This window comes from Nonomuraea sp. NPDC050383 (assembly GCF_044459125.1).
Lineage (GTDB): Bacteria > Actinomycetota > Actinomycetes > Streptosporangiales > Streptosporangiaceae > Nonomuraea.
The window spans coordinates 165,442-187,780 of sequence record NZ_JBITIP010000001.1; the positions used below are offsets into that span (position 1 = coordinate 165,442).

20 protein-coding genes are annotated in these 22,339 nt (G+C 71.8%); 10 read left to right on the forward strand and 10 right to left on the reverse strand.

The genetic code is table 11. From position 1 onward, the window contains the following. Positions 1-100: 100 nt before the first annotated feature. Genes ACIBG4_RS00710 through ACIBG4_RS00725 form a run of 4 tightly spaced genes read left to right on the forward strand, consistent with a single transcriptional unit; the run spans position 101 to position 2,658 of the window. A complete protein-coding gene (locus ACIBG4_RS00710) occupies positions 101-724 on the forward strand; it encodes a hypothetical protein (RefSeq protein ID WP_397200045.1) in 624 nt (207 codons plus the stop codon). Beyond that, positions 721-1,047, forward strand: coding sequence for a transcriptional regulator (locus tag ACIBG4_RS00715; RefSeq protein WP_310714150.1), 327 nt, complete (start codon positions 721-723; stop codon positions 1,045-1,047). Before ACIBG4_RS00710 ends, ACIBG4_RS00715 begins: the two co-directional genes overlap by 4 nt. Continuing rightward, the gene (locus ACIBG4_RS00720) at positions 1,044-1,925 is read left to right on the forward strand and encodes an ABC transporter ATP-binding protein (RefSeq protein ID WP_397200046.1); all 882 of its coding nucleotides are present in this window, start codon (positions 1,044-1,046) and stop codon (positions 1,923-1,925) included. Before ACIBG4_RS00715 ends, ACIBG4_RS00720 begins: the two co-directional genes overlap by 4 nt. Next, positions 1,918-2,658, forward strand: coding sequence for an ABC transporter permease (locus ACIBG4_RS00725; RefSeq protein ID WP_355445003.1), 741 nt, complete (start codon positions 1,918-1,920; stop codon positions 2,656-2,658). Before ACIBG4_RS00720 ends, ACIBG4_RS00725 begins: the two co-directional genes overlap by 8 nt. A gap of 118 nt (positions 2,659-2,776) precedes the next feature. Here ACIBG4_RS00725 and ACIBG4_RS00730 read toward each other — a convergent pair whose 3' ends face one another. The 7 genes from ACIBG4_RS00730 to ACIBG4_RS00760 all read right to left on the reverse strand — a co-directional run bounded on the left by ACIBG4_RS00730 (position 2,777) and on the right by ACIBG4_RS00760 (position 11,146). Next, positions 2,777-4,021, reverse strand: a complete 1,245-nt coding sequence (locus ACIBG4_RS00730; RefSeq protein WP_397200047.1) for a S1C family serine protease — start codon at positions 4,019-4,021, stop codon at positions 2,777-2,779. Between the two features lie 156 nt (positions 4,022-4,177). Next, a complete protein-coding gene (locus ACIBG4_RS00735; protein ID WP_397200048.1) occupies positions 4,178-5,728 on the reverse strand; it encodes an AMP-binding protein in 1,551 nt (516 codons plus the stop codon). A gap of 114 nt (positions 5,729-5,842) precedes the next feature. Further along, positions 5,843-6,670 carry a MetQ/NlpA family ABC transporter substrate-binding protein gene (locus tag ACIBG4_RS00740; RefSeq protein WP_397200049.1) on the reverse strand — a complete coding sequence of 276 codons (828 nt, stop codon included), beginning with the start codon at positions 6,668-6,670 and terminating at the stop codon, positions 5,843-5,845. Positions 6,671-6,706: 36 nt separating this feature from the next. After that, positions 6,707-7,363, reverse strand: coding sequence for a methionine ABC transporter permease (locus ACIBG4_RS00745; RefSeq protein WP_310714139.1), 657 nt, complete (start codon positions 7,361-7,363; stop codon positions 6,707-6,709). Then, positions 7,360-8,310 (reverse strand): methionine ABC transporter ATP-binding protein, encoded by a 951-nt coding sequence (locus ACIBG4_RS00750; RefSeq protein WP_397200050.1) that lies wholly within the window; start codon positions 8,308-8,310, stop codon positions 7,360-7,362. The genes ACIBG4_RS00745 and ACIBG4_RS00750 overlap by 4 nt, the downstream gene beginning before the upstream one ends. A 549-nt stretch (positions 8,311-8,859) precedes the next feature. Beyond that, a complete protein-coding gene (locus ACIBG4_RS00755) occupies positions 8,860-10,122 on the reverse strand; it encodes an alpha-amylase family protein (RefSeq protein WP_397200051.1) in 1,263 nt (420 codons plus the stop codon). After that, complete coding sequence (locus tag ACIBG4_RS00760; protein ID WP_397200052.1) at positions 10,106-11,146, reverse strand: FUSC family protein; 1,041 nt, start codon at positions 11,144-11,146, stop codon at positions 10,106-10,108. Before ACIBG4_RS00760 ends, ACIBG4_RS00755 begins: the two co-directional genes overlap by 17 nt. A gap of 442 nt (positions 11,147-11,588) precedes the next feature. On the opposite strand from ACIBG4_RS00760, the gene ACIBG4_RS00765 reads away from it, so the two are divergent. Continuing rightward, the gene (locus ACIBG4_RS00765; RefSeq protein ID WP_397200053.1) at positions 11,589-12,053 is read left to right on the forward strand and encodes a MarR family winged helix-turn-helix transcriptional regulator; all 465 of its coding nucleotides are present in this window, start codon (positions 11,589-11,591) and stop codon (positions 12,051-12,053) included. A gap of 153 nt (positions 12,054-12,206) precedes the next feature. On the opposite strand, the gene ACIBG4_RS00770 is transcribed toward ACIBG4_RS00765, so the two are convergent. Then, on the reverse strand, positions 12,207-13,061 hold the full coding sequence (locus tag ACIBG4_RS00770) for an alpha/beta fold hydrolase (protein ID WP_397200054.1): 855 nt from the start codon (positions 13,059-13,061) through the stop codon (positions 12,207-12,209). Positions 13,062-13,207: 146 nt separating this feature from the next. Next, positions 13,208-15,580: an endopeptidase La gene (lon, locus tag ACIBG4_RS00775; protein ID WP_397200055.1), complete on the reverse strand. Its 2,373-nt coding sequence runs from the start codon at positions 15,578-15,580 to the stop codon at positions 13,208-13,210. Positions 15,581-15,741: 161 nt separating this feature from the next. Between lon and ACIBG4_RS00780 the strand changes: the two genes are divergently transcribed. From ACIBG4_RS00780 to ACIBG4_RS00800, 5 genes are all read left to right on the forward strand, one after another. Then, positions 15,742-16,317: a TetR/AcrR family transcriptional regulator gene (locus ACIBG4_RS00780; protein ID WP_397200056.1), complete on the forward strand. Its 576-nt coding sequence runs from the start codon at positions 15,742-15,744 to the stop codon at positions 16,315-16,317. Beyond that, positions 16,301-17,413 carry an alpha/beta hydrolase family protein gene (locus tag ACIBG4_RS00785; RefSeq protein WP_397200057.1) on the forward strand — a complete coding sequence of 371 codons (1,113 nt, stop codon included), beginning with the start codon at positions 16,301-16,303 and terminating at the stop codon, positions 17,411-17,413. The genes ACIBG4_RS00780 and ACIBG4_RS00785 overlap by 17 nt, the downstream gene beginning before the upstream one ends. Before the next feature lie 764 nt (positions 17,414-18,177). Continuing rightward, entirely contained in the window at positions 18,178-18,825 is a 648-nt protein-coding gene (locus tag ACIBG4_RS00790; protein WP_397200058.1) for a heme oxygenase (biliverdin-producing), read from the forward strand. Between the two features lie 67 nt (positions 18,826-18,892). Next, positions 18,893-19,498 carry a TetR/AcrR family transcriptional regulator gene (locus tag ACIBG4_RS00795; RefSeq protein ID WP_355445041.1) on the forward strand — a complete coding sequence of 202 codons (606 nt, stop codon included), beginning with the start codon at positions 18,893-18,895 and terminating at the stop codon, positions 19,496-19,498. A gap of 57 nt (positions 19,499-19,555) precedes the next feature. After that, entirely contained in the window at positions 19,556-20,953 is a 1,398-nt protein-coding gene (locus tag ACIBG4_RS00800) for an MFS transporter (protein WP_397200059.1), read from the forward strand. A 14-nt stretch (positions 20,954-20,967) separates the two neighbouring features. Here ACIBG4_RS00800 and ACIBG4_RS00805 read toward each other — a convergent pair whose 3' ends face one another. Further along, entirely contained in the window at positions 20,968-22,212 is a 1,245-nt protein-coding gene (locus ACIBG4_RS00805) for a cytochrome P450 (protein WP_397200060.1), read from the reverse strand. Between the last annotated feature and the right edge of the window lie 127 nt (positions 22,213-22,339).

Consider the following 22,339-nt stretch of genomic DNA (forward strand, 5'->3'; position numbering starts at 1 on the left):
AGCGCGCATCCGACCCGAACAGTGACATTTCGTCGAGTGTTGTGTTGGCGGCACCATCTGGTTTAAAGTACAAACCAGTTTGATGGTGAGAGAGGTTGAAATGACAGACGACGCCGAGGCCCCGCCCAGTCCCGCGGAGACGCTGCGGCTCATCGAGGAGCAGCAGGCCGCCACGGTCAGGCGGCTCCAGGGCGAGCCGCTGCTGCTCTACGTCCCCTGGGGGGTCGCCTGGCTGATCGGTTTCACCGCGCTGTTCCTGCACTTCGGGCTGGACGGCCGGCCGCTGGCGCCGATCTCGCAGATGCAGGCGGTCGGCGTGCTCCAGGGCGCCCAGGTGCTGGCGGGCGCGTTCGCCGGCTACGGCATCGCGAGGATGAGCGGGCAGCTGCGCGGCGACAGCTCGGCGCGCGGGACGATGATCGGCTTCACCTGGCTCGCCGGGATGGTCCTCGTGTTCGCCATCGGCATCCGCATCTCCCTGGTCCTGCAGGAGGAGGAGGCCCAGCTGCTCTGGGCGGGCCTGTCGCTGCTCGTCGTCGGCGTGATCTACATGATGACGGCGGCGGTCTGGCTGAACTGGCCGATGTTCTTCCTCGGCGCCTGGACGATCGCGGTCAACGTCGTCGGGATCATGCTGGGCGCGGGCTGGCAGGCGCTGCTGAACGCGGTCCTGGTCGGCGGCGGGTTCATCGGGGCGGGGATCTGGCTGCGGTGGCGCGGATGACGGCCGACCCACCTCCGCCACCCGAGCTCGACCCCGTCATCCACGCCCAGGCCCGGCTGCGGGTGGTGGCGGCGCTCAACACGCTGGGAGACCGCGACGACATGGCGTTCCCGGCGCTGAAGGACCTGCTCGGCATGACCGCGGGCAACCTGTCCGTCCACCTCACCAAGCTGGAGGACGCCGGATACGTCCGGATCACCAAGACCCACAGAGGCCGCACCCCCGTCACGTACGTCGGGCTCACGAAGCGCGGACGGCTGGCCTTCGACGAATACACCAGGGCCATCCGCGCCCTGATCGACACCGCTGGAGGCTCCACATGACGGTCCTCGCCCGCACGGCCGAGGTGACCCGGAGGTACGGCGACGTGCTCGCGCTCGACCGGGTGTCGATCGACATCCGCGCCGGGGAGCTCGTCGGCCTGCTGGGCCCGAACGGGGCCGGCAAGTCCACGCTCATCAACCTGTTCGTCGGCCTGCGCCGGCCGACGTCCGGCACCGTGGAGCTGCTCGGCGGCTCGCCCCAGGATCCCGTCGTACGGCGGGGCATCGGCGTCACCCCGCAGGAGACCGGCCTGCCCGAGGCGCTGCGGGTCGGCGAGATCGTCGACTTCGTGTCCGCGCACTACCCGCGCAAGGCCGACAGGTCGGAGCTGCTCGAACAGTTCGGGCTCCAGGACCTGGTCAAGCGGCAGATCGGCGGGCTGTCGGGCGGGCAGAAGCGGCGGCTGGCCGTGGCGCTGGCCTTCGCCGGCGAGCCGCGGATGGTGTTCCTCGACGAGCCGACGACCGGCCTCGACGTGGAGGGCCGGCGCGCGCTGTGGGAGGGCATCAGGGGCTTCCACGAGCAGGGCGGCACGATCGTGCTGACCAGCCACTACCTGGAGGAGATCGAGGCGCTGGCGCAGCGGGTGATCGTCGTCGGCCATGGACGGGTGCTGGCCGACGACACCGTGGCCGCGATCCGCGACGTGGTCGGCGTGCGGCGCGTGTCGCTGACCGCGGCCGCGCTGCCCGAGCTGCCGGGCGTCCTCGGCGTCGAGCGCGAGGACGGCCGCGTCCACCTGCTCACCACCGACCCCGACCGGCTGGTGGTGGAGCTCGTGCGCAGCGGCACGCCGTTCTCGGGGCTGGAGATCCGGCCCACCACGCTGGAGGAGGCCTTCCTGGCCATCACCTCGAAGGAGACCGCTCATGTCTAGCCTCATCCTCGCCCATACCCGCTACCAGCTCCTGGAGCAGATCCGGGTGCCGATCGGCCTGGTGGCCAGCGCGTTCTTCCCGGCGGCCTCGATGCTGGCGTTCGTCGTGCCGTTCGCGGGCGACGACCCGGTGGGCGCCACCCGCGCGACCGGGTCGATGATGATGATCGGCGCGATGTCGGCGGCGCTGATGGGGCTGAGCATCTCGGTCGCGCAGGACCGCGAGCAGCCCTGGAACCCCTACCTGCGCACCCTGCCCGCCGGGCCGCTCCCCCGCTTCGCCGGGCGGATCCTCACCACCATGGCGGTCATGATCGCGGCAGCCGTGCCGGTGGTGGTCATCGCGGCGCTGCTCACCGCCGCGACCGTCACGGCGCCCAGGCTGGCGCTCGGGCTGGCGGCGCTGCTCGCCGGGGCCGTGCCGTTCATGATGATCGGGCTGTTCCTGGGGTTCCTGCTGGCCTCGAAGGCGGCGATCGGCGTGTCGCAGGTGGTGTTCTTCCCGGTCGCGATCCTGGGCGGGCTGTTCATGCCGCCGCAGATCATGCCGGAGTTCGTCCAGGCGCTCTCGCCCTACGTTCCGAGCCGCGGCGCGGTGGAGCTGGTGTGGGCCGCGACCACCGGCTCGGCCCCGAACGTGACGGCGCTGGTCATGCTGGCCGCATGGACGGTGGCGGGTGCGCTGGCCGCCGGCTGGGCCTACCGGCGTGACGAGGGCCGCCGGTTCTCCTGACGCCTTGCACGCGACGACGGCCCCGGTCGCCGGGGCCGTCGTATGGCAGACCTGAACGGGGGTGTGCCGCCGAGTCCGCAGCGATCTCGACGGCACACCCGTCCGTGAGGGGGTCCTGTTATTTCTTCTCTTCGAGAGTGACGGTGACGTTACTCGTCTTTCCATCCCTCATATATGTGATCTGAACCTGTTGGCCCGCTTTGAAACCTCTGACCTGGCCAAGGACCGTGTCGCCGCCGTCGACGGGCTTGCCGGCGATCTTCGTGATGAGGTCGCCCTCCTGGAGTCCGGCCTTGGCCGCGGGGCTGCCCTGGATCACCTGGCGCACCAGGGCGCCGGTGACATCACCGGTGGCGTCGGTGACGCTCACGCCGAGGTAGGCGTGGCTGACCTTGCCGCCGTTGACGAGCTGGTCGGCCACCTGCTTGGCGGTGTTGATGGGGATCGCGAAGCCCACCCCGATGCTGCCGCTGCTGCCGCCGTTGGTGGCGATGGCGGTGTTGATGCCCACGACCTGGCCCGCGGCGTCCACCAGGGCGCCGCCGGAGTTGCCGGGGTTGATCGCCGCGTCGGTCTGGATGGCGCCGCCGATCGTGGTGGTCTCGGCCGCCTGACCGCCGGGCTGCCCCCAGCCGGGCGGGCCCTGTTGCTCCTGCTCGCCGCCGACCGTGAGCGTGCGGTCCAGGGCGCTGATGATGCCCGCCGTGACCGAGCCCTGCAGGCCGAGCGGGCTGCCGATGGCCAGGACCGGCGAGCCGACCCTGACCTGGTCGCTGTCGCCGAGCTGGGCCGGGGTCAGGCCGGACACGCCCTCGGCCCTGATGACCGCGAGGTCGCTCGTCGGGTCGGTGCCGACCACCGACGCCTTGGCGGTCTTGCCGTCGCTGAACTTCACCGACATCTGGCCGCCCTGCCCGGCACCCACGACCACGTGGTTGTTGGTGAGCACGAGGCCGTCGGCGGACAGCACCACGCCGGAGCCCTCGCCGGTGCTGCCCTGGATCATGACGACGGACGGCTGCAGCTTGGCGGCGACGTCCGAGACGGTCAGGGTGCTGGCCGCCTGCTTGAACGAGGCGGGCGCCGGGGCGGCCGTGGCCGCCACCGTGTCAGGCTGCATCGCGGTGGCGACGGCGGCCCCCGCCGCACCGCCGCCGAGGGCCATGGCGGCCAGGGCGAGGCCGGCGATGGCCTTCTGACGGGTGGAGATGCCCGGCCTGGCGGGCGCGGGCGGTGGGGGCGGAGGTGCGGGGTGACCCATGATGATGGTGTCTCGCCGGGGGAACCCCCCGGCGGAGGGCGGCGTGTCACCGAACTGGCTCCAGCCGCCGTTTCCCTGCTCGCGAGGCTCGTTCGCGTTCATTGTCATCTCCTCAAGTCCCGATGACCCAAGAGTGCCAAGTCGCGCGTAAGTGCAGGTTAAGACCGTGATCAGAGGTTCCTGAGAGCCCTGACACGGGCCTTATCACCGCTGGTGGGGGCTCGGTCACCTGTCCCGCGAACCAGAAAAAATCTTCATTTACCCGGACGTGCCGGGGTCGGCGGCGGGCCAGTACTCGTCCCGGAGCAGCCGCTTGTACAGCTTTCCGGTGGCGTGGCGCGGCAGCTCCTCGCGGAAGTCCACCGACCGCGGGCACTTGTAGGGGGCCAGCCGTGAGCGGCAGTACGCGATCAGCTCCTCCTCCAGCCCCGGCCCCGCCTCGGCCATGGACGCCGGCTGGACCACGGCCTTGACCTGCTCGCCCATCTCCTCGTCCGGCACACCGAAGACGGCCACGTCGGCGACCTTGGGGTGGACGGACAGGACGTTCTCCGCCTCCTGCGGGTAGATGTTCACGCCGCCCGAGATGATCATGTAGGAGAGCCGGTCGGTGAGGTAGAGGAAGCCGTCGGCGTCGAGATGGCCGATGTCGCCGAGCGTGGTCCAGCCGCGCCCTCCGGGGTCCTGCACGGAGCGGGTCTTGCCGGGGTCGCCGTGGTACTCGAAGCGCACGCCGCTCTCGAAGTAGATGACGCCCGTCCGCCCCGCGGGCAGCTCCTCGCCCCGCTCGTCGCAGACGTGCACGGGGCCGAGCAGCGAGCGGCCGACCGTCCCGGGATGCGCCAGCCAGTCCTGCGGCGAGGCGTACAGGAAGCCGTTGCCCTCGGTGCCCGCGTAGTACTCGTGGACGATCGGGCCCCACCACTCCATCATCCGCTCCTTGACCTCGACCGGGCAGGGCGCGGCGGCGTGGATGGCGCACGTCAGCGACGACAGGTCGTACGCCTTGCGCGTCTCCTCCGGCAGCTTGAGCAGCTTGCTGAACATGGCGGGGACGAGCTGCGTGTGCGTGACCGCGTACCTCTCGACGAGCCGGAGGTACTCCTCAGGGTCGAAGCGCTCCATCACCACGACCGTGGCGCCCAGCCGCTGGAACGTCATGCAGTAGCGCAGCGGGGCGGCGTGGTAGAGCGGCGCGGGCGACAGGTAGACGCTGTCGCCGGTGGGCCCGAACAGGCCCGCGACCAGCTTGTAGAGCATGGGGGGCTCGGTGAGCGGGGCCCGCGGCAGCGACGGCTTGACGCCCTTGGGGCGGCCGGTGGTGCCGGAGGAGTACAGCATGTCGGCGCCCTGGCGCTCGTCGGGGATCGGCGTGACCGGCATGCCGGCGACCGCCCTCTCGTACGACTCGAACCCCGGCGCCGTGCCCTCCAGCATGAGGCGGCGCTCGACGCGGGGTGTGGCGTCCGTGATGGACGCGGCGACGCCGGCCAGGTCCGCGCTGGAGATGAAGACGCGGGCGCCGCAGTTGCCGACGATGTAGGCCAGCTCGTCGGTGAGCAGCCGTGAGCTGATCGCCGTGTAGTAGAGGCCGGAGCGGTGGGCCGCCCAGGCGATGGCCAGGAAGAGCGGGTGGTTGCCGAGCATGAAGGCGACGTGGTCGCCCGGCCGCAGCCCGGCGGCGCGGAAGAGGTGGGCCAGCCGGTTGGACTCCTCGTCCAGCCGCCGGTAGGTGACGATCTCCCCGGAACCCGCCATCACGACAGCGGGTTTGTCGGGGTTCGCTGCCGCGATCACTCCCGGGTACATGAACCGAACACTATTCGGCCATCGGCCGCCGCGCCAGCGTCCTGATCTTCGCGTGCCGGTCCGGGCACGGCGGAGCCGCGGCCTCGTGCCGAGGCCGCGGCTCCTGCACGGGGGTCACTGCGCGGGGATGACCGAGCCCTGGTACTTCTGCTTGATGAACTCCTTGACCTTCGGGTCCTGCAGGAGCTTGCCCAGGGTGACGATGCCGGCGTCCTTCTCGTGCCCGGCCTGCACGACCAGGCCGTTGACGTACGGGTTGCCCTCGCTCTTCTCCAGGGCCAGCGCCTGGGAGGCGGGCTTGAGCCCGGCCTCGATGGCGTAGTTGCCGTTGATGACCGCGGCGTCCACGTCGTCGAGCGAGCGCGGGAGCTGGGCGGCCTCCAGCGGCTTGAACGTCAGCTTCTTCGGGTTGCCGGTCACGTCGCGCTCGGTGGCGGCGGTGCCGGCGCCGTCCTTGAGGGTCACGACGCCGTTGTCGGCGAGCAGCTTGAGCGCCCGGCCGAGGTTGGTGGCGTCGTTGGGCAGGGCGACGGTCGCGCCGGAGGGCAGCGCCGCCAGGCCGGTGACCTTCTTGGAGTACAGGCCCAGCGGCTCCAGGTGGACGGGCGTGACGAAGCTCAGCTTCGTGCCCTTGGAGGCGTTGAAGTCGTCCAGGTACGGCTTGTGCTGGAAGAAGTTGGCGGTCAGCTGGCCCTCGCTGAGCTGCACGTTCGGCTGCACGTAGTCGGTGAACTCGACCACTTCCAGCTTCAGGCCGGCGGCGGGCGCCAGGTTGTCCTTGACGTAGTTGAGGATCTCGGCGTGCGGCACCGGGGACGCGCCCACCTTGATCACGGTGTCGGCGGACTCGGCGCCCGCGTTCGTGGTCGCGGACTGCGACGTGCCGCATGCGGCCAGCAACACCGACAGCGCGGCCACACCTACAATGTTCCGAAATTTCATGATTTTTCCTTTATTTAGTGATGGTGTACGTGTGAGTCAGCGGTGCGACAGCCGGCGGGCCACCGCGTCGCCCAGGCTCTGCACGACCTGGACGATCACGACCAGGAGCACGACCGTGACGATCATGAGCAGGGTCTCGAAGCGCTGGTAGCCGTACCTGACGGCCAGGTCGCCCAGCCCTCCCCCGCCGATCGTCCCGGCCATGGCGGAGTAGCCGATGAGCGCGACGATCGTGACGGTCAGCCCCGCCACCAGGCCGGGGAACGCCTCGGGCAGCAGCACCTTCCGCACGATGGTCGTACGGCTCGCGCCCATGGCCTGCGCGGCCTGCACCACGTCCGACCCGACCTCGCGCAGGGCGGTCTCGACCAGCCGCGCGAAGAACGGCACCGCGCCCACGGTGAGCGGCACGACCACGGCGGCGGTGCCGATCGTGGTGCCGACGACCAGCCGGGTGAACGGGATGATCGCGATCATCAGCACGATGAACGGCAGCGACCGGCCGACGTTCACCACCACGCCCAGCACGGACCTCAGCGCGGGGAGCGGACGCAGCCCGCCACGGTCGAAGACCACCAGCGCCACGCCCAGCGGCAGCCCGAACAGCACGGTGAGCAGCGTCGACCAGCCGACCATCTGCGCGGTCTGCCCGGCGGCCTCCCACAGCAGCGGGGTCATCTCGTCCCAGGTCATGAGGCCACCTCCACGAGCAGTCCGCGGTCGCGCAGGTAGGCGAGCGCGGGTTCGGCGTCACCGGTGATCGAGACGCGCAGCCGGCCGACCGCGCCGCCGGCCAGCTCCTCGATCGAGCCGCCGAGGATGCTGATCTCGACGTCGAACTTGCGCACCGCCTCCGACACGACGGGCCGCTGCGGGTCGCCGGTGAAGGTGAGCGTGACCGAGCCGGGCGGCGCGGGCTCGGGCAGCGGGAAGATCTCGCGGGTGAGGCGGGAGCCGGGCGTCCGGATGAGGTCCGCGATGGCACCGGACTCCTCGACCCGGCCGCCGGCCATGATGGCGACGGAGTCGCAGACGCTCTTGACGACGTTCATCTCGTGCGTGATGAGCAGGATCGTCAGGCCCAGCTCGGTGTTCAGCCGCTTGAGCAGGTCGAGGATGGAGCGCGTGGTGGCCGGGTCGAGCGCCGAGGTGGCCTCGTCCGACAGCAGCACCGACGGGTTGCCGGCCAGGGCGCGGGCGATGCCGACGCGCTGCTTCTGGCCGCCGGAGAGCTGGTGCGGGTGGTCGCCGCCCCGGCCGCCCAGTCCCACGAGGTCGAGCAGCTCGGCGACGCGGCGGGAGCGCTCGGCTCGGGGCACGCCCATAACCTCCAGCGGGAAGGCCACGTTGCCCGCGACGGTGCGGGAGGAGAGCAGCGCGAAGTGCTGGTGGATCATGCCGATGCGCTGGCGGGCGCGGTTGAGCTCGCGGGACGGCAGGGCGGTCAGGTCCTGCCCGGCGACCGTGACGGTGCCCGCGGTCGGCCGCTCCAGCAGGTTGACGCAGCGCAGCAGCGTGCTCTTGCCGGCGCCGCTCTGACCGAGCACGCCGTAGATCTCGCCTTCGCGCACGCGCAGATCGACACCGTCGAGGGCGACGGTCTCGCCGTACAGCTTGCGCAGGCCGGAAACCTGGATCACGTGAAAACCCCACACTGGCAGCGGCCACGCCGCTGGAACGGACGAACGTCTGGAACCGTCTTCAGGAGCGACGCCTGGAGGAGACGTCCGCTCCGAACGACGGAAGGACCGGGAGGACCTGAAGGACCGGGGCCGGGCGGCGGCGCGAGTCAGTGGGCGCCGGGGTGGAACGGCAGGTGGCTCAGCCTGCGCAGCACGTAGCTCGGTGCGATCATCGGAAGACCTTCGGGGGGAGGGCGGACGGTTCCTTGCGCCGGCGGGCCGTTACGCCCTCGGGCGGGTTACGGCAGGCGGCCGGCTCGCGGTCAGCGGGCGGTGGGGGCCGCCGCGCGCATGTGCGCGCCTGCCATGGCCCGCATGTGCGCCGGCTCTATGGCCCGCGTCATCGTCCGCGTGTGCGCGCGTGTCGCCGCGCGCATTCGCCGGGTGCGCATGCGACAACAGCGTCCGCCGATGGGAGCGCCGGGGTTGCTCGCGTGTGCCTCGTCCACGTCAGGTGCCAACAGATTCCTTGCTTCCCTATATTCCCGACACATTTGGTGATCTATGTCACGCCGGCTTCTCGGCGAGGATCCGCCACGCGTGCGGGCCGACGACCGCGGGGTCCTGGTGGCCGCGCTCCGGCTCCAGCGGCGTCAGCCGGGAGACGTCGATCGGGAAGCGGTAGGCGCGGTCGTCGAGGTTGAGCAGGGTGATGAGCGCCTCTCCCCCGGCGCTCGACCTGAGCGCCGCTGCCGTGTTGGTCAGGTGCTCGACGGTCGTGCGGGCGCGCACCAGCCACGGGTGGCGCCGGCGCATGCCGACGAGGTTCTGGTGCAGGCGGTACGCCGCCCGGCCGTACGGGGCCAGGTCTCCGGGCGCGGCCGGGAAGGCGGGCCGGATCGCGTCGTCGCCGCCCTCGCGCTCCTCCTTCAGCCCCTCGAACGCCTGCTCGTCGCCGGAGTACAGGCTGGGCACGCCGCCGGTGGTGAGCAGGATCGCCAGGGCGTGGCCGAGATGGCGCCGGTCGTCGAGCCGGGTGGCGATCCTGGTGACGTCGTGGTTGCCGACGAAGGTGAGCGGCGTGAACGCGCCGAGCAGGTCGTTGTGCCGGTCGAGGGCCCAGGCCAGCTCGAACAGGTTGCGGTCGTTGAGCGAGCTCCAGACGGCCTTCCACAGCTCGTACTGGGTGACGGAGTCCAGCCCGGACTCCTTGACGTACCCGGTGTAGTCGCCGTGGATGACCTCACCGGCGAACCATGCGTCCGGGTGCCTCTCCCTGACGCCCGGCAGCACCTGGCGCCAGAAGGACGGGGGCACGGCGTAGGCGGCGTCGAGCCGCCAGCCGGCCGCGCCGCGCGTCAGCCAGTGGTCGAGCACCGCGGCGACGTGGTCGCGGACGGCCGGCAGGCCGTGGTCGAGGGCGACCAGGCGCTCATGCCCCTCGAAGGTGTCGTAGCCGTCCTGTCCCTTCCTGAACCAGTCGGAGCCGGCGGCGAAGGACCTGCCGACGTGGTTGAACACGCCGTCGAGCACGATCCGCAGCCCGCGTGCGCGCGCCTCGGCGACGAGGGAGTCGAAGTCGGCGTCGTCGCCGAGGCGCGGGTCGACGCGGAAGTGGTCCACGGTGTCGTAGCCGTGGGTCTCGGAGGCGAAGATCGGACCCAGCAGAAGGCCGGAGCAGCCGAGCTCGACGGCGTAGTCCAGCCACGGTTCGAGCTGCCGCAGCCGGTGCCGGACCGGCTCGCCGGGCGGCGGGGCGACGGCGGGGGCCCCGGTGAAGCCGAGGGGGTAGACCTGCCACAGGATCGCGTGGTCACTCCACGACGGCACGGGCACTCCTCACATCGTCGGACCGGCTCTCGGCCCTGTCGTTCCGGCTGTGCACGGCCTTCTTCCGGCTGTGCACTGCGTTCTCCTGGCTGTGTACGGCGTTCTCGCGGCTCCGCGCCGCGTCCTTCCCGCTCCGCGCCGCGTCCTTCCGGTGGCGTACTGCCCAGGGTAGGTAGCCGAAACCGAGGGCGAGCGCGCAGCCGATGGCCGTGTCGGCGATCCGGTGACCGGCCATGCCCGCGGACGCGCCACCGCTGAGCAGCAGGACCAGGGGCGTCATCACGGCGGCGTACGCGGCGGGGCGACGGTCCTTCAGCGGCGGCCTCAGGGCCGCCAGCCCGGCCACGAGCAGCGCCAGCGGCCACGCGGCCGACGCCCAGGCGGGCATGACCGCCACGGCGAGGGCGCCGAGGGCGGTCCCCGCGGCCCGCTCGACGGCCCGCCGCGCCGCGCCGGTCAGCCGCCGCCGGACGACGATCACCACGGTGACGGAGATCCAGGACGCGGTCGGGTGGGGCCAGAGGAGTGCGATGACCTGGGCGGCCCCCAGGCAGGCGGCCAGCCGGCCCGCGTACTGCCGGCTCGTGGCACTCCACATGCCGCGCCACGCCACCCGCCGTACCCTGCCCTTCCCGGCGCGCCCCTCCCGGGTGCCTTCCGCCTGGACGCGCCCCTCCCGGGCACCTCCCGCTTGGACGCGCCCCTCCTGGGTGCCTTCCGCCTGGGCTGCGCTCGCCGCTCGGCCCAGGGGCAGGGCGAGCAGCACGCCCCACACGATCCCGACGGTGACGACGGCGGCGACGGCGAGCGGGTGACCCTGCCGCGCCAGTCCGGTGGTGATGACCATGAAGGTGATGAAGCGGGTGGTGCTCTCCGCCATGGCCCGGCTGACGCCGCCGACCAGCGCCGCCGCGGCCGCCAGAACGACCAGCGCCGACGCCTCGGCCCACCCGTGCCCGGCCACAGCGGCACCGGCGAACCCGGCAGCGGCCACGGCGACCACGATCCCGGCCGCCCTGCCCACCACCCTCCCCCACGCCCGCCCCGAACGCCTTCCAGCCCGCCGAGCCCCAGCCCCCAAACCGCGACCGCCAGCAACACCGCCCGCCACACCAGCCCGCGGAGCCCCGGCCCCCAAACCGCGACCGCCAGCAACACCGCCTGCCACACCGGCCGCTGGGGCGTCGGCCGCTGAAGCTGCAGGGCGGCCGCCGGACGCGGACGAGCCGGGCGCCGGAACCTCGGGCGTCGCGGCCCCGGACGCGGAGACGCCGGTCGCGGCCAGGGCGCCGACGGCGGCGAGAGCGCCCAGGGCGGGGTGGCCCGTGGCGACTCCCAGGGCGACCGGCCCGCCCACGCCCAGCGCGGCGGCGGCCATCCGAAGCCAGATCATACGCAGAGCGTACCAATGTGAGGGCGTCTTTCGGCAAGAGCGGCGATATTCAGTAAGTGGTAGCGTAGTAATTGTGGAACAGGGAGAGTTGCGGGCGACGGCCGCGTCGCTGCGGCGGGCCGCCGTCGGGCTCGCCAGGCGGCTGCGCGACGAGCGCACCGCCGAGGCGCCGGGCAGGCTGGGGCTGTCGCTGCTGGGGCACCTGCGCCGGCGCGGCGCCATGACGGCGGGCGAGCTGGCGGCGGCCGAGCATCTGCAGCCGCAGTCGATCACGCGGGCGCTCGCGTCCCTGGAGGAGGGCGGCCTCATCCGCCGCTCCCGCGACGAGGACGACCGCAGGCGCCATCTCCTCGTGCTGACCGACAAGGGCGCGGAAGTGCTCGCCGATCAGGTGAAGGGGTCCGACGCGCGCCTGGCCGAGGCCATGTCCCGCGCGCTCACACCGGAGGAGTGCCGCGTCCTGGGTGTGGCGGCCGACCTGATCGAACGGCTCCTCGACGACCGCCCCGGCGGAGCGTCGTCACGCCGCGACCCCTGACCCTCACCACGAAAGCGGCCACCACCACAAAGCGACCATCAGCGCAGAAGGCCGCGCTTCCGCGGCATCACCGCGGAAACGGCGCGGCATCACCGCGGAAGCAGCGCGGCATCACCGCGGAAGCAGCGCGGCCTCACCGCGGAAACGGCGCGGTCAGGCCAGGAAGGCCGCGGTCGTCGTCACGAAGCGGCCGGGGTCGTCGAGCCACGGGAAGTGGCCCGCCCCCGGCTGGACGGTGAACTCGGCCTTCGGCCAGAGCCCGGCGAACTCGGCCACGACGCCCGGGATCGAGTTCAGGTCCACCTCTCCGGCGAGGACCAGCACCGGCGCGCCGAACGCCGCGAGTGCCGCCCGGGTGGCGTCCGGGTCGAAGACGCCCTCGGCGCCGAAGGCGGCGGCTGCCTCGTCGTTCCGGCGCCCGTCCTGGGCCGCGTTGTGGGCCTGGGCCGCCGCGTCCCACCGGCCGTAGTAGAAGGGGTCGATGGCCTTCCAGGTGTCGCCGGTCATCCGGCCGGCCACGATCGCCTCCAGGGCCGCGAAGGCCGGCCCGAACCACGGCTCGTCCTTCCGTAGCCGCGCGGTCGCCATCCGGGCCTCGCCGGTGGCGTCGAGGCCGACGGCCCGGGTGCTCGGGGTGATCAGGGCGAGCCTGCCGACGCGCTCGGGGTGCCGTGCCGCGTACAGCGTCGCGAGGTTCGCGCCGGCGCAGTGGGCGAGCAGGTCGATCCGGTCGAGGCCGAGGTGCTCGCGCAGGGCCTCGACGTCGTCCACGAGCCGGTCGCAGCGGTAGGAGGCGGCGTCCTCAGGGATCGCGGACCCGCCGGTGCCGCGGGGGTCCACCATGATCAGCCGGCGGTGCGCCGTCAGGCCGCCGAGGTCGCCGAGGTATGCGGAGTCCTGCATCGGACCGCCCGGCAGGCAGACCAGCGGGTCGCCCTCTCCGAGCGCGTGGTAGGCGAGAGGGGTTCCGTCGTACGCGGTGAAGTCGTACGCGGTGGAGGCGGGCATCGCCGGATCGTGCCAGCGGCGCCCCGGCCGGCACAACCCATTATTCCGCGGGCGCGGCACCGCCCGCCGTCCCGTGAGGGAGCGGCGGGCGGGCTCCGCGTCCGCCGCCGTCCAGGTGGCGGCGGACGCGTCTCATGGACGGCGGGTCAGGCCGCGGCCGTGGAGACGACCTTGGCCGGGTTGAGGGCGATGTCCAGCACCTCGCGCACGTCACTGACCGTGTGGATGGTCAGCTCGTCGCGCACCTCCTGGGGAACGTCGTCCAGGTCGGGCTCGTTGCGGGCCGGGATGAGCACCGTGGTGATGCCCGCCCGGTGCGCCGCGAGCAGCTTCTGCTTGACGCCGCCGATCGGCAGGACCCGCCCGGTGAGCGAGATCTCGCCGGTCATGGCCACGTCGCCACGGACCTGGCGGCCCGACAGCAGCGAGGCCAGCGCCGTGGTGAGCGTGACGCCCGCCGAGGGACCGTCCTTCGGCACCGCGCCCGCCGGGAAGTGGACGTGGACCGAGCGGTCCTTCAGCGCGGTCACCGGCAGCTCCAGCTCCGCGCCGTGCGAGCGGAGGTAGGACAGGGCGATCCTGGCCGACTCCTTCATCACGTCGCCGAGCTGGCCGGTCAGCGTGAGGCCGGTCTCGCCGGTCTCGGGATCGGCCAGCGACGCCTCGACGTACAGGACGTCGCCGCCGGCGCCCGTGACGGCCAGGCCCGTCGCCACGCCCGGCACCGAGGTGCGCTGCTTGGACTCGGGCAGCGACGACTCGGGCACGAAGCGCGGTCGCCCGATGTAGCCGACCAGGTCGTCGGCGCCGACCGTGACCGGCAGCTCGCCGTTGGCGGCCACCTTGCGCAGGATGCGGGCGACCGACCGCTCCAGGGAGCGGACGCCGGCCTCACGGGTGTACTCGGCCGCCAGCCTGCGCAGCGCCGCGTCCTCGACCGCGACCTCCTCGGCCGTCAGACCGGCCAGCTCCAGCTGCCGGGGCAGTAGGTGGTCGCGGGCGATGGCGACCTTCTCGTCCTCGGTGTAGCCGTCGAGGGTGACGACCTCCATGCGGTCGAGCAGCGGCCCGGGGATGGCCTCCAGGACGTTGGCCGTGGCGAGGAAGAGCACGTCGCTCAGGTCCAGCTCGACCTCGAGGTAGTGGTCGCGGAACGTGTGGTTCTGCGCCGGGTCCAGCACCTCCAGCAGGGCGGCCGTCGGGTCGCCGCGGTAGTCGGCGCCGACCTTGTCCACCTCGTCGAGCAGGACGACCGGGTTCATGGAGCCGGCCTCGCGGATGGCGCGGACGATGCGGCCGGGCAGCGCGCCGACGTACGTGCGCCGGTGGCCCCGGATCTCCGCCTCGTCGCGCACGCCGCCGAGGGCGACGCGGACGAACTTGCGGCCCATCGCGCGGGCCACGGACTCGCCGAGCGAGGTCTTGCCCACTCCGGGAGGGCCGGCCAGGGCGAGGACGGCTCCGCTGCGCCGGCCGCCGACGACACCGAGGCCCTTGTCCTGGCGGCGCTTGCGCACGGCCAGGTGCTCGATGATGCGGTCCTTGACGTCGGCGAGGCCGGTGTGGTCGGAGTCGAGCACGGCCCGCGCGCCGGTGATGTCGTAGTTGTCCTCGGTCCGGTCGTTCCACGGGATGTCGAGGACGGTGTCGAGCCAGGTGCGGATCCAGCCGGTCTCCGGGGACTGGTCGGAGGTCCGCTCCAGCTTGTCGACCTCCTTCAGCGCGGCCTCGCGCACCTTCTCCGGCAGGTCGGCCGCCTCCACGCGGGCCCGGTAGTCCTCCTCCTCGCTCTCGGAGGTGTCACCGTTGAGCTCCTTGAGCTCCTTGCGGACGGCGGCGAGCTGCTGGCGCAGCAGGAACTCCCGCTGCTGCTTCTCCATGCCCTCCTGGACGTCCTTGCGGATCGTCTCGGCGACGTCGAGCTCGGCGAGGTGCTCGCGGGACCACTCGACCAGCTTGGCCAGCCGGTCGGCCGGGTCGGCGGCTTCGAGCAGCTCGACCTTCTGGGCCGTGGTCAGCCAGGGGGTGTAGCCGGAGCTGTCGGCCAGCACCGAGGGGTCGTCGATCTGGTTCACCTGGTCGACGACCTGCCACGCGCCGCGCTTCTGCAGGATGGTGGTGGCCAGGGCCTTGTACTCCTTGGCCAGCTCCTCGGCGCGCTCACTGACGGGGACGGCGTCGACCGTGATGGCCTCCACCCACAACGCGGCGCCGGGCCCGGTGGTGCCGGTGCCGACGCGCACCCGGTCCACGCCGCGCACCACGGCGGCGGGCTCGCCTCCGGGCAGCCTGCCGACCTGCTCCACGACGGCCTGCACGCCGACGGCGCCGTAACGGCCGTCGATGCGGGGAACGAGGAGGACTCGCGGCTTGTTGCGTCCGGATGCGCGGCTCGACGACTCGGCCGCGTCGATCGCCGCACGCACCTCGGAGTCGGACAGGTCCAGCGGGACCACCATGCCCGGCAGGACCACCTCGTCGTCCAGCGGCAGGACCGGGAGGGTCAAGCTCTCACTCATGCGAACTCCCAAGGGTTGAGTTATACAGACTCAATTCATCGGAGCCCTTCAGTGTTCCCTTCCTTGCCGATGTTCGCTCAGAGCGATCGTAATCATGTAAGCCAGACCTTCGACGCCTGGAGAGGTGTACGTAGTAGACCATCTGGTCTACGGTGTATACCGTGAAGACGACATCAGAGCGCCTGGCCGAGGTGGCGCACGACATCCTGGTGCGTGAAGGCCCCGAGGCCGTGACCATGCGACGGGTGGCCGACGCGGCGGGCGTCACCGCCATGGCGATCTACAAGCACTATCCGAACCGCCAGGCGCTGCTGGGCGTCGTGGTGGACCGCGCCTTCCGGAGCCTGGAGACGGGCTGGGGCCTGCGGGGGGCGGGCGGCGACTGGGAGAGCCGGCTCTTCGGGCTGCTGGAGGACTTCCTGGACTTCGCCCTCGGCACCCCGCATCTGTACACGTACCTGATGACCGAGCGGAGGGAGCATGCCAGGCGCTTTCCCGACGACTTCACCGGCGGCCGCTCACCCGCCTTCACCCACCTGGTGGCGCTGGTGGAAGAGGCCATGCGCGCCGGGCGACTGCGCGACGACGACCCGCTCGAGGTGACACTGGCGCTCACGTCCGGGGTCCAGGGCCTGGTCCAGCTCCACCTGGGCGGGCGCGTCGGGTTGCCGGAGGAGGAGTTCCGCGCGCTGTGCCGCAGAACGGTCAGGAGGGTCCTCGATGGCGTCAAGGCGTAGGCGCGGGCTCGTCGTGGTCCTGACTCTCGTGGTCGCCGCGGTGGCCGCGGTGGGCTACGGCGCCTGGTACGGCAGCGAGCAGGCGGTCGGCGTCGTCCACTACGGCGAGGCCAACACGATGGTGCTGGCCTCCCGGCCGGACGCGGTCACCCTCACCGAGACGCCCGAGACCCGCAAACCGGGCATCTACTGGCTGGAGTGGACCGGGGCGTACACCATGCTCGGACCGATCAGCACGCGGCAGGGCGGCCGGGTGACGCGCACGGTGCTGCGCGGCCGGGTCCCCTCAGCGGGCACCCCCGGCTGGTTCGGCAACGTCCCGCCCGGCAACCCCGAGGTCGCCTGGGGAGTGGACTTCTCCGAGATCGCCGTTCCCACCGACCTCGGTCCCGCCCCGGCCTGGTACGTGCCCGGCCGCGGCACCACCTGGGCCGTCGCGGTGCACGGGCAGAACGGCAGGCGCAAGGCCGAGCTGAAGGTGCTGCCGGTCGTGCACGAGCTGGGCCTGCCGTTCCTGGTCATCACCTACCGCAACGACGAGGGCGCGCCCCGCTCCCCCGACGGACTGCTGCACCAGGGGGTCAGCGAGTGGCGTGATCTGGAGGCGGCCATGCGCGCGGCGCAGGGCATGGGAGCGCGGCGTTTCGTCCTGTACGGGACGTCCATGGGCGGTGCGATCATCGGCCAGTTCCTGACCCACTCGGCGCTGGCGGGCACGGTGGACCGGGTGGTCCTGGACGCTCCCATGATCGACGCCGGCATGACCAGTGAACAGGGCGCGAAGAACCTCGGCATGCCGGCGATCTTCGGGACACTCGCCGCCGGCGTCATCACCTGGCGCACCGGCGTGGATCTCGACCGGATCAGCCTCATCCGGCACCCGCCCGTGGTGCGGCCGCCGCTGTTGCTCCTCCACACCACGGGCGACACCGCGCACCCGGTGCGCGAGTCACGTGACCTGGTCGCCGCCGGGGCACGGATCGGCTGGGACGTCCGGCTGGAGGAGTTCCCGTACGGAGAGCACACCGAGGCGTGGAACACCGACCGGGCGCGCTACGAGCGAGCCGTGCGCGCCTTCCTGTCGGAGCGCGCGTGACCTCGGCTTGTCCGAGAGCGCGCGACCTCGGCGGCGTCCCCCGGCGGTGCGACCGCGGGTCAGCCGGGCGGAGGGGCGCCCTCCTCCGCGGGGCCGTCGGTAGCGGTTTCGGCGGGAGGTTCGCCGGGTGCGTGCTGCGCGGACGTTCGGCCGGCGCTCCGGTGGCCGAGCAGATACGCTGAGTAGCCGTTCGCCGCCGGAGAGGCGCCCGCCTCATGGGGGGTGACGAACATGGGGAACTGGTGTTGAGTCATGTCGAGTCGCCTTCGTTGCGCGTGACGGGGGCGCCGACGGGCCGAGGGGGACGACTCCTGGTGCAACAGGATGCCGCCGTCCCCCTCGCCCACTGACGCCGGGGCGTTGCCGCTCTCCGCATGACGGCCATTCATCGTACGTGAATACGATGCACGTTCATGTTCACTTCCGAGAGCGCGCGGGGCCCTCTCGACGGAAGCGTACATAACATCGAGACCGCCCCGTGCGGGTACTCGTGAATCAAGCTCGGATCAATTTTCCTTCAGGAATCGTACTGGCCAGGGGGCACTTCCTCGGCCGGTGGCGCGCATGCGAACAGCCCAGCAGGGGTCATTTATCCGCATTTATCGAAAATGCTGTTATGCCGGGGACCGGAATTCTTCGTGAAGAAGAAAAGGAGTGCGGGCGACCGAGATTTTTAACGACACGGTGTCATCATCCGCTTGACGGGAGGGTCGCAGGTTTGTGACACTGTGTCATGAAACTGCGGTACGTGATGAGGTGTGGGTGTGACGTCGTTCTCCGAAGCGTTGAGGAACGCCACGTGGGGTGACCACCAGGCGGCCGAGGGCGAGAGCTACCTCACGGAGCTCATGGGCGGCCGGCTCAGCGCCGCCGAGTACGGCGAGATGGTCGCGCAGCACCACTTCGCGTACGCGGCGCTCGACGGCGTGTCCCGCGAACTGACGGACCACCCGGTGGCGGGACGGTTCGTGTTCCCTGAGTTGTACCGCGAGCGGGCGCTGGAACGCGACCTCGCCACGATCTACGGCGAAGGATGGCGCGACCGGATCACCCCGTCGAAGTCCACCCGCACCCTGGTGGCCCGGATCGAGCAGGTGGCCGGCTGGCCCGGCGGGTACGTCGCCCACCACTACACCCGCTACATGGGCGACCTGTCGGGCGGGCAGTTCATCCGGATGGAGCTCCAGCGCATCTACGGGTACGCGAAGGGCGGCGGGGTCGACTTCTACGTGTTCGACGAGGTGGGCAGCCTGCCGAGGTTCAAGCAGGAGTACCGGTCCCGGCTGGACGCGTTCGGGGAGGGCCTCGACGAGCAGGAGCGGCAGCGCGTCGTCCGCGAGGTGAAGCTGGCTTACCAGCTCAACACCGAGGTGCTGGCCGAGCTGCTGCACACGGTGCGCGCGGCGGCCTAGGTCACCGCGCCGTCACAGGTCCGGGCTCCGCCTCGGCCTCCGCGGCCGCGCGGCCTACCATGACCCTATGCCCCGGATCTCCGCCGCGACCATCGGCGAGCACCGCGCCCGCACGCGCGAGCGCATCCTCCAGGCGGTCTCCCGCCTGTCGCGCGAGCAGGGCATCGACGCGCTCTCGATGACCGACGTCGCGCACGAGGCCGGCATCACCAGGACCGCGCTCTACAACTACTACCCCGACAAGGCGGCGCTGCTGCTCGCCTTCACCGAGCAGGTCACCAGCTACTTCATCGAGAGCTACGAGCGGGAGCTGCCCTACGGGGCGACCCCCGCCGAGCGGCTGCGCGCCTACGTGCGGCTCCAGCTCACCGGCCTGGTCGCCCACCCGCATCCCGGCCCCGCCGACCTCGGCGCCGCCCTCGGCCCCGACGCCTACCAGCGGCTGGCCGAGCACGTCGCCCCCATGCAGCGGATCCTGGCGGAGATCCTGGAGAGCGGCGCCGCGTCGGGCGACTTCGAGGTGCCGGACGTGGCGGCGACCGCGCGGATGGTGCTGGCGGTGATCGGCGCGGAGCGGGTGCCCCTGGTGAGCGGCGCCGACACCGTGGACCGGGCCGGGGAGCGGGTGTCGGACTTCGTGCTGCGCGCCCTGGGGGCCCGCGCCGGGAGCTGACCGCGGGGGCCGGGGGGAGATCAAGGTCTACCTCGGGGCGGTGACAGGATGGGACCCATGGAGAACGGCCACATCCGGCTCGCGTCCGCCCGGGGACGGTGGATCCTCGCCGCCACGGTCCTGGGCTCCGGCCTGACCTTACTCGACAGCACGATCGTCAACGTCGCCCTGCCCTTCCTCGGCAAGGAGCTGGACGCCGACATGGCGGGCCTGCAGTGGACGGTCAACGCCTACACGCTCACGCTGGCCGGCCTCATCCTGCTGGGCGGGTCGCTCGGTGACCGGTTCGGCCGGCGCAAGCTGTTCGTCATCGGCACCGTGTGGTTCGCGATCGCGTCCGCGATGTGCGGGCTGGCCCCCGACGTGGGGTTCCTGGTGGCCGCGCGGGCGCTGCAGGGCGTGGGCGGGGCGCTGCTCACGCCCGGCTCGCTGGCCATCATCCAGGCGTCGTTCGTGAAGGCCGACCGGCCGCGCGCGGTGGGCGCCTGGTCCGGGCTGGGCGGCGTGGCCGCCGCCGTGGGCCCGCTGCTCGGCGGCTGGCTGGTGGAGTGGGCGGGCTGGCGGTGGGCGTTCCTCATCAACCTGCCGTTCGCGGCGCTGGTGGTGCTGGTCGCCGCGCGGCACGTGCCCGAGAGCAGGGACGAGCAGGCCTCCGGCCGCTTCGACGTGCTGGGCGCGGTGCTGGCGGCGCTGACGCTGGCCGGCATCACGTACGGGCTGATCGACCTGAGCGCCCCCGCGCCGCTGATCGCCGGCGTGGCGCTGGGTGTGGCGTTCGTGCTGGTCGAGCGGCGGCGCTCACCGGACGCGCTGGTGCCGGTCGGGATCTTCCGCGACCGGGTGTTCACCGCGGTCAACGTGGTGACGCTGATCATGTACGCGGCGATGGGCGTGGTGTTCTTCCTGCTGGTGGTGCAGCTCCAGGTGGTGTCCGGGTTCTCGCCCATCGCGGCGGGCCTGTCGCTGCTGCCGACGACCGTGCTGATGCTGCTGCTGTCGGCGCCGGCCGGGGAGGTGGCCAAGAGGTTCGGGCCGCGCCTGCCGATGACGGTGGGCATCGTCGTGGCGGGCGCCGGGTTCCTGTGGATGAGCACGATCTCCACCGGCGCCTCGTACCTGCTCCAGGTCCTTCCGGCGGTGGCCGTCTTCGGTCTCGGCCTGTCGGCGGCCGTGGCCCCGCTGACGGCCACCGTGCTGGCCACCGCCGAGGAGCGGTACGCGGGCACGGCCAGCGGCGTCAACAACGCGGTGGCGCGCACGGGCAGCCTGCTCGCGGTGGCCGCGGTGCCGCCGCTCGTCGGCCTGGTCGGCGACGCGTTCGAGCAGCCGGCGGTGTTCGACGCGGGCTTCCGGACCGCGATGATGGTCAGCGCGGTGATGATGTTCGTCTCCGCGGCCATCACGTTCCTCACGATCAGGACGAACGTGCTCGACCCGGAGCGGGCCAACCGCTGAGGCGCCCCGCGGCCCTAGAACGTGAACGGCTGGCTGCGGACGCTGTTGTCGAAGTTGGACAGCAGCAGCTCCGGCTCGCCGACCGCGCGGATGCCCGGCAGCCGCGTGAGCAGCTCGCGGAACATCGTGCGCATCTCCTGGCGGGCCAGGTTGGCGCCGAGGCAGAAATGCGGCCCCGGCCCGCCGAAGCCGACGTGCGGCTTGGTGTCGCGGGTGATGTCGAACGCGTCGGGGTCGGGGAAGACGCTCTCGTCGCGGTTGGCGGAGCCGTAGAAGAGCACGACCTTGTCGCCCTGCTTCAGCTCCAGCCCGCGCAGCGAGTAGTCCTGCGTGACGGTGCGGCGGAACTGCATGATCGGGGAGACGTAGCGGACCATCTCCTCGATGGCGCCGTTGATGTGGCCGTCGAAGTCACTCGTCAGCAGCTCGCGCTGGGCGGGGTTGTCGGTGAGCAGCTTGATGCCGTGGGCCATCGTGTTGCGCGCGGTCTCGTTGCCGGCGACCAGCAGCAGCGCGAAGAACGAGCCCAGCTCCTTGTCGGTGAGCTTCTCGCCGTCGGGGTTGGCGGTGACCAGCAGCGAGATCAGGTCGCCCTGGGGGTCGGCGGCGCGCTCGTGGCCGAGCTTGATCACCATGCGCTGCAAGGCGAGCAGGGCCAGCATGTTCTGGCCGGCGAGCTGGATGCTGCGGGCCAGGCTGGGGCGCACGCCGGTGTAGGCCGTGGAGACGTCGACGTGCTCGTGGACCTTCTCGCGCAGCTCCTGCGGGATGTCGAGCATGTCGCAGATGACGTGGATGGGCAGCCGGGCGGCGACCTGGTGGACGAAGTCACGGGGCCCGTCCTCGACCACGTCGTCGACGATCCGCGCGCAGGCCGCCTCGATGTCGCCCTGCAGACCGGCCAGCATGCGCGGGCTGAAGGAGCGGGTGACGATGCGCCGCAGGCGGGCGTGGCGGGGGTCGTCCATGTTGACCATCGACTCGCCGAACACCTGCTTCACCCAGCCGGGCGGCTCGGGGTTGGTGACGGCCGGCTCGCTGGAGAACACCTTGGCGTTGCGGCTGGCCTCCACCACGTCGGCGTGGCGGACCAGGGCGTAGAAGCCCTTGCCGGAGCGCAGGAGCGGCACCCGCTTCTCCTCGAAGAACACCGGGTGCTCCAGCTGCCGGAGCCGGGCGAACGCCTCGTTGCGCTCCTTGGGCGGCTTGCGCCAGAAGTCCAGATCCGCGAGATCGATGTCCGCCACGTCGATAGCCACGCGCCTATCCTGGCACGGTCCCGGGCCGGCCCGTGATGGGATCCTCGTGCCGGCCGGGGTTCCTGTTCGCGGGGGTCGATGTGCATCCGGACCTCTTGGCGCGTTCCCGTGCCGTTCAGGCCCGGTT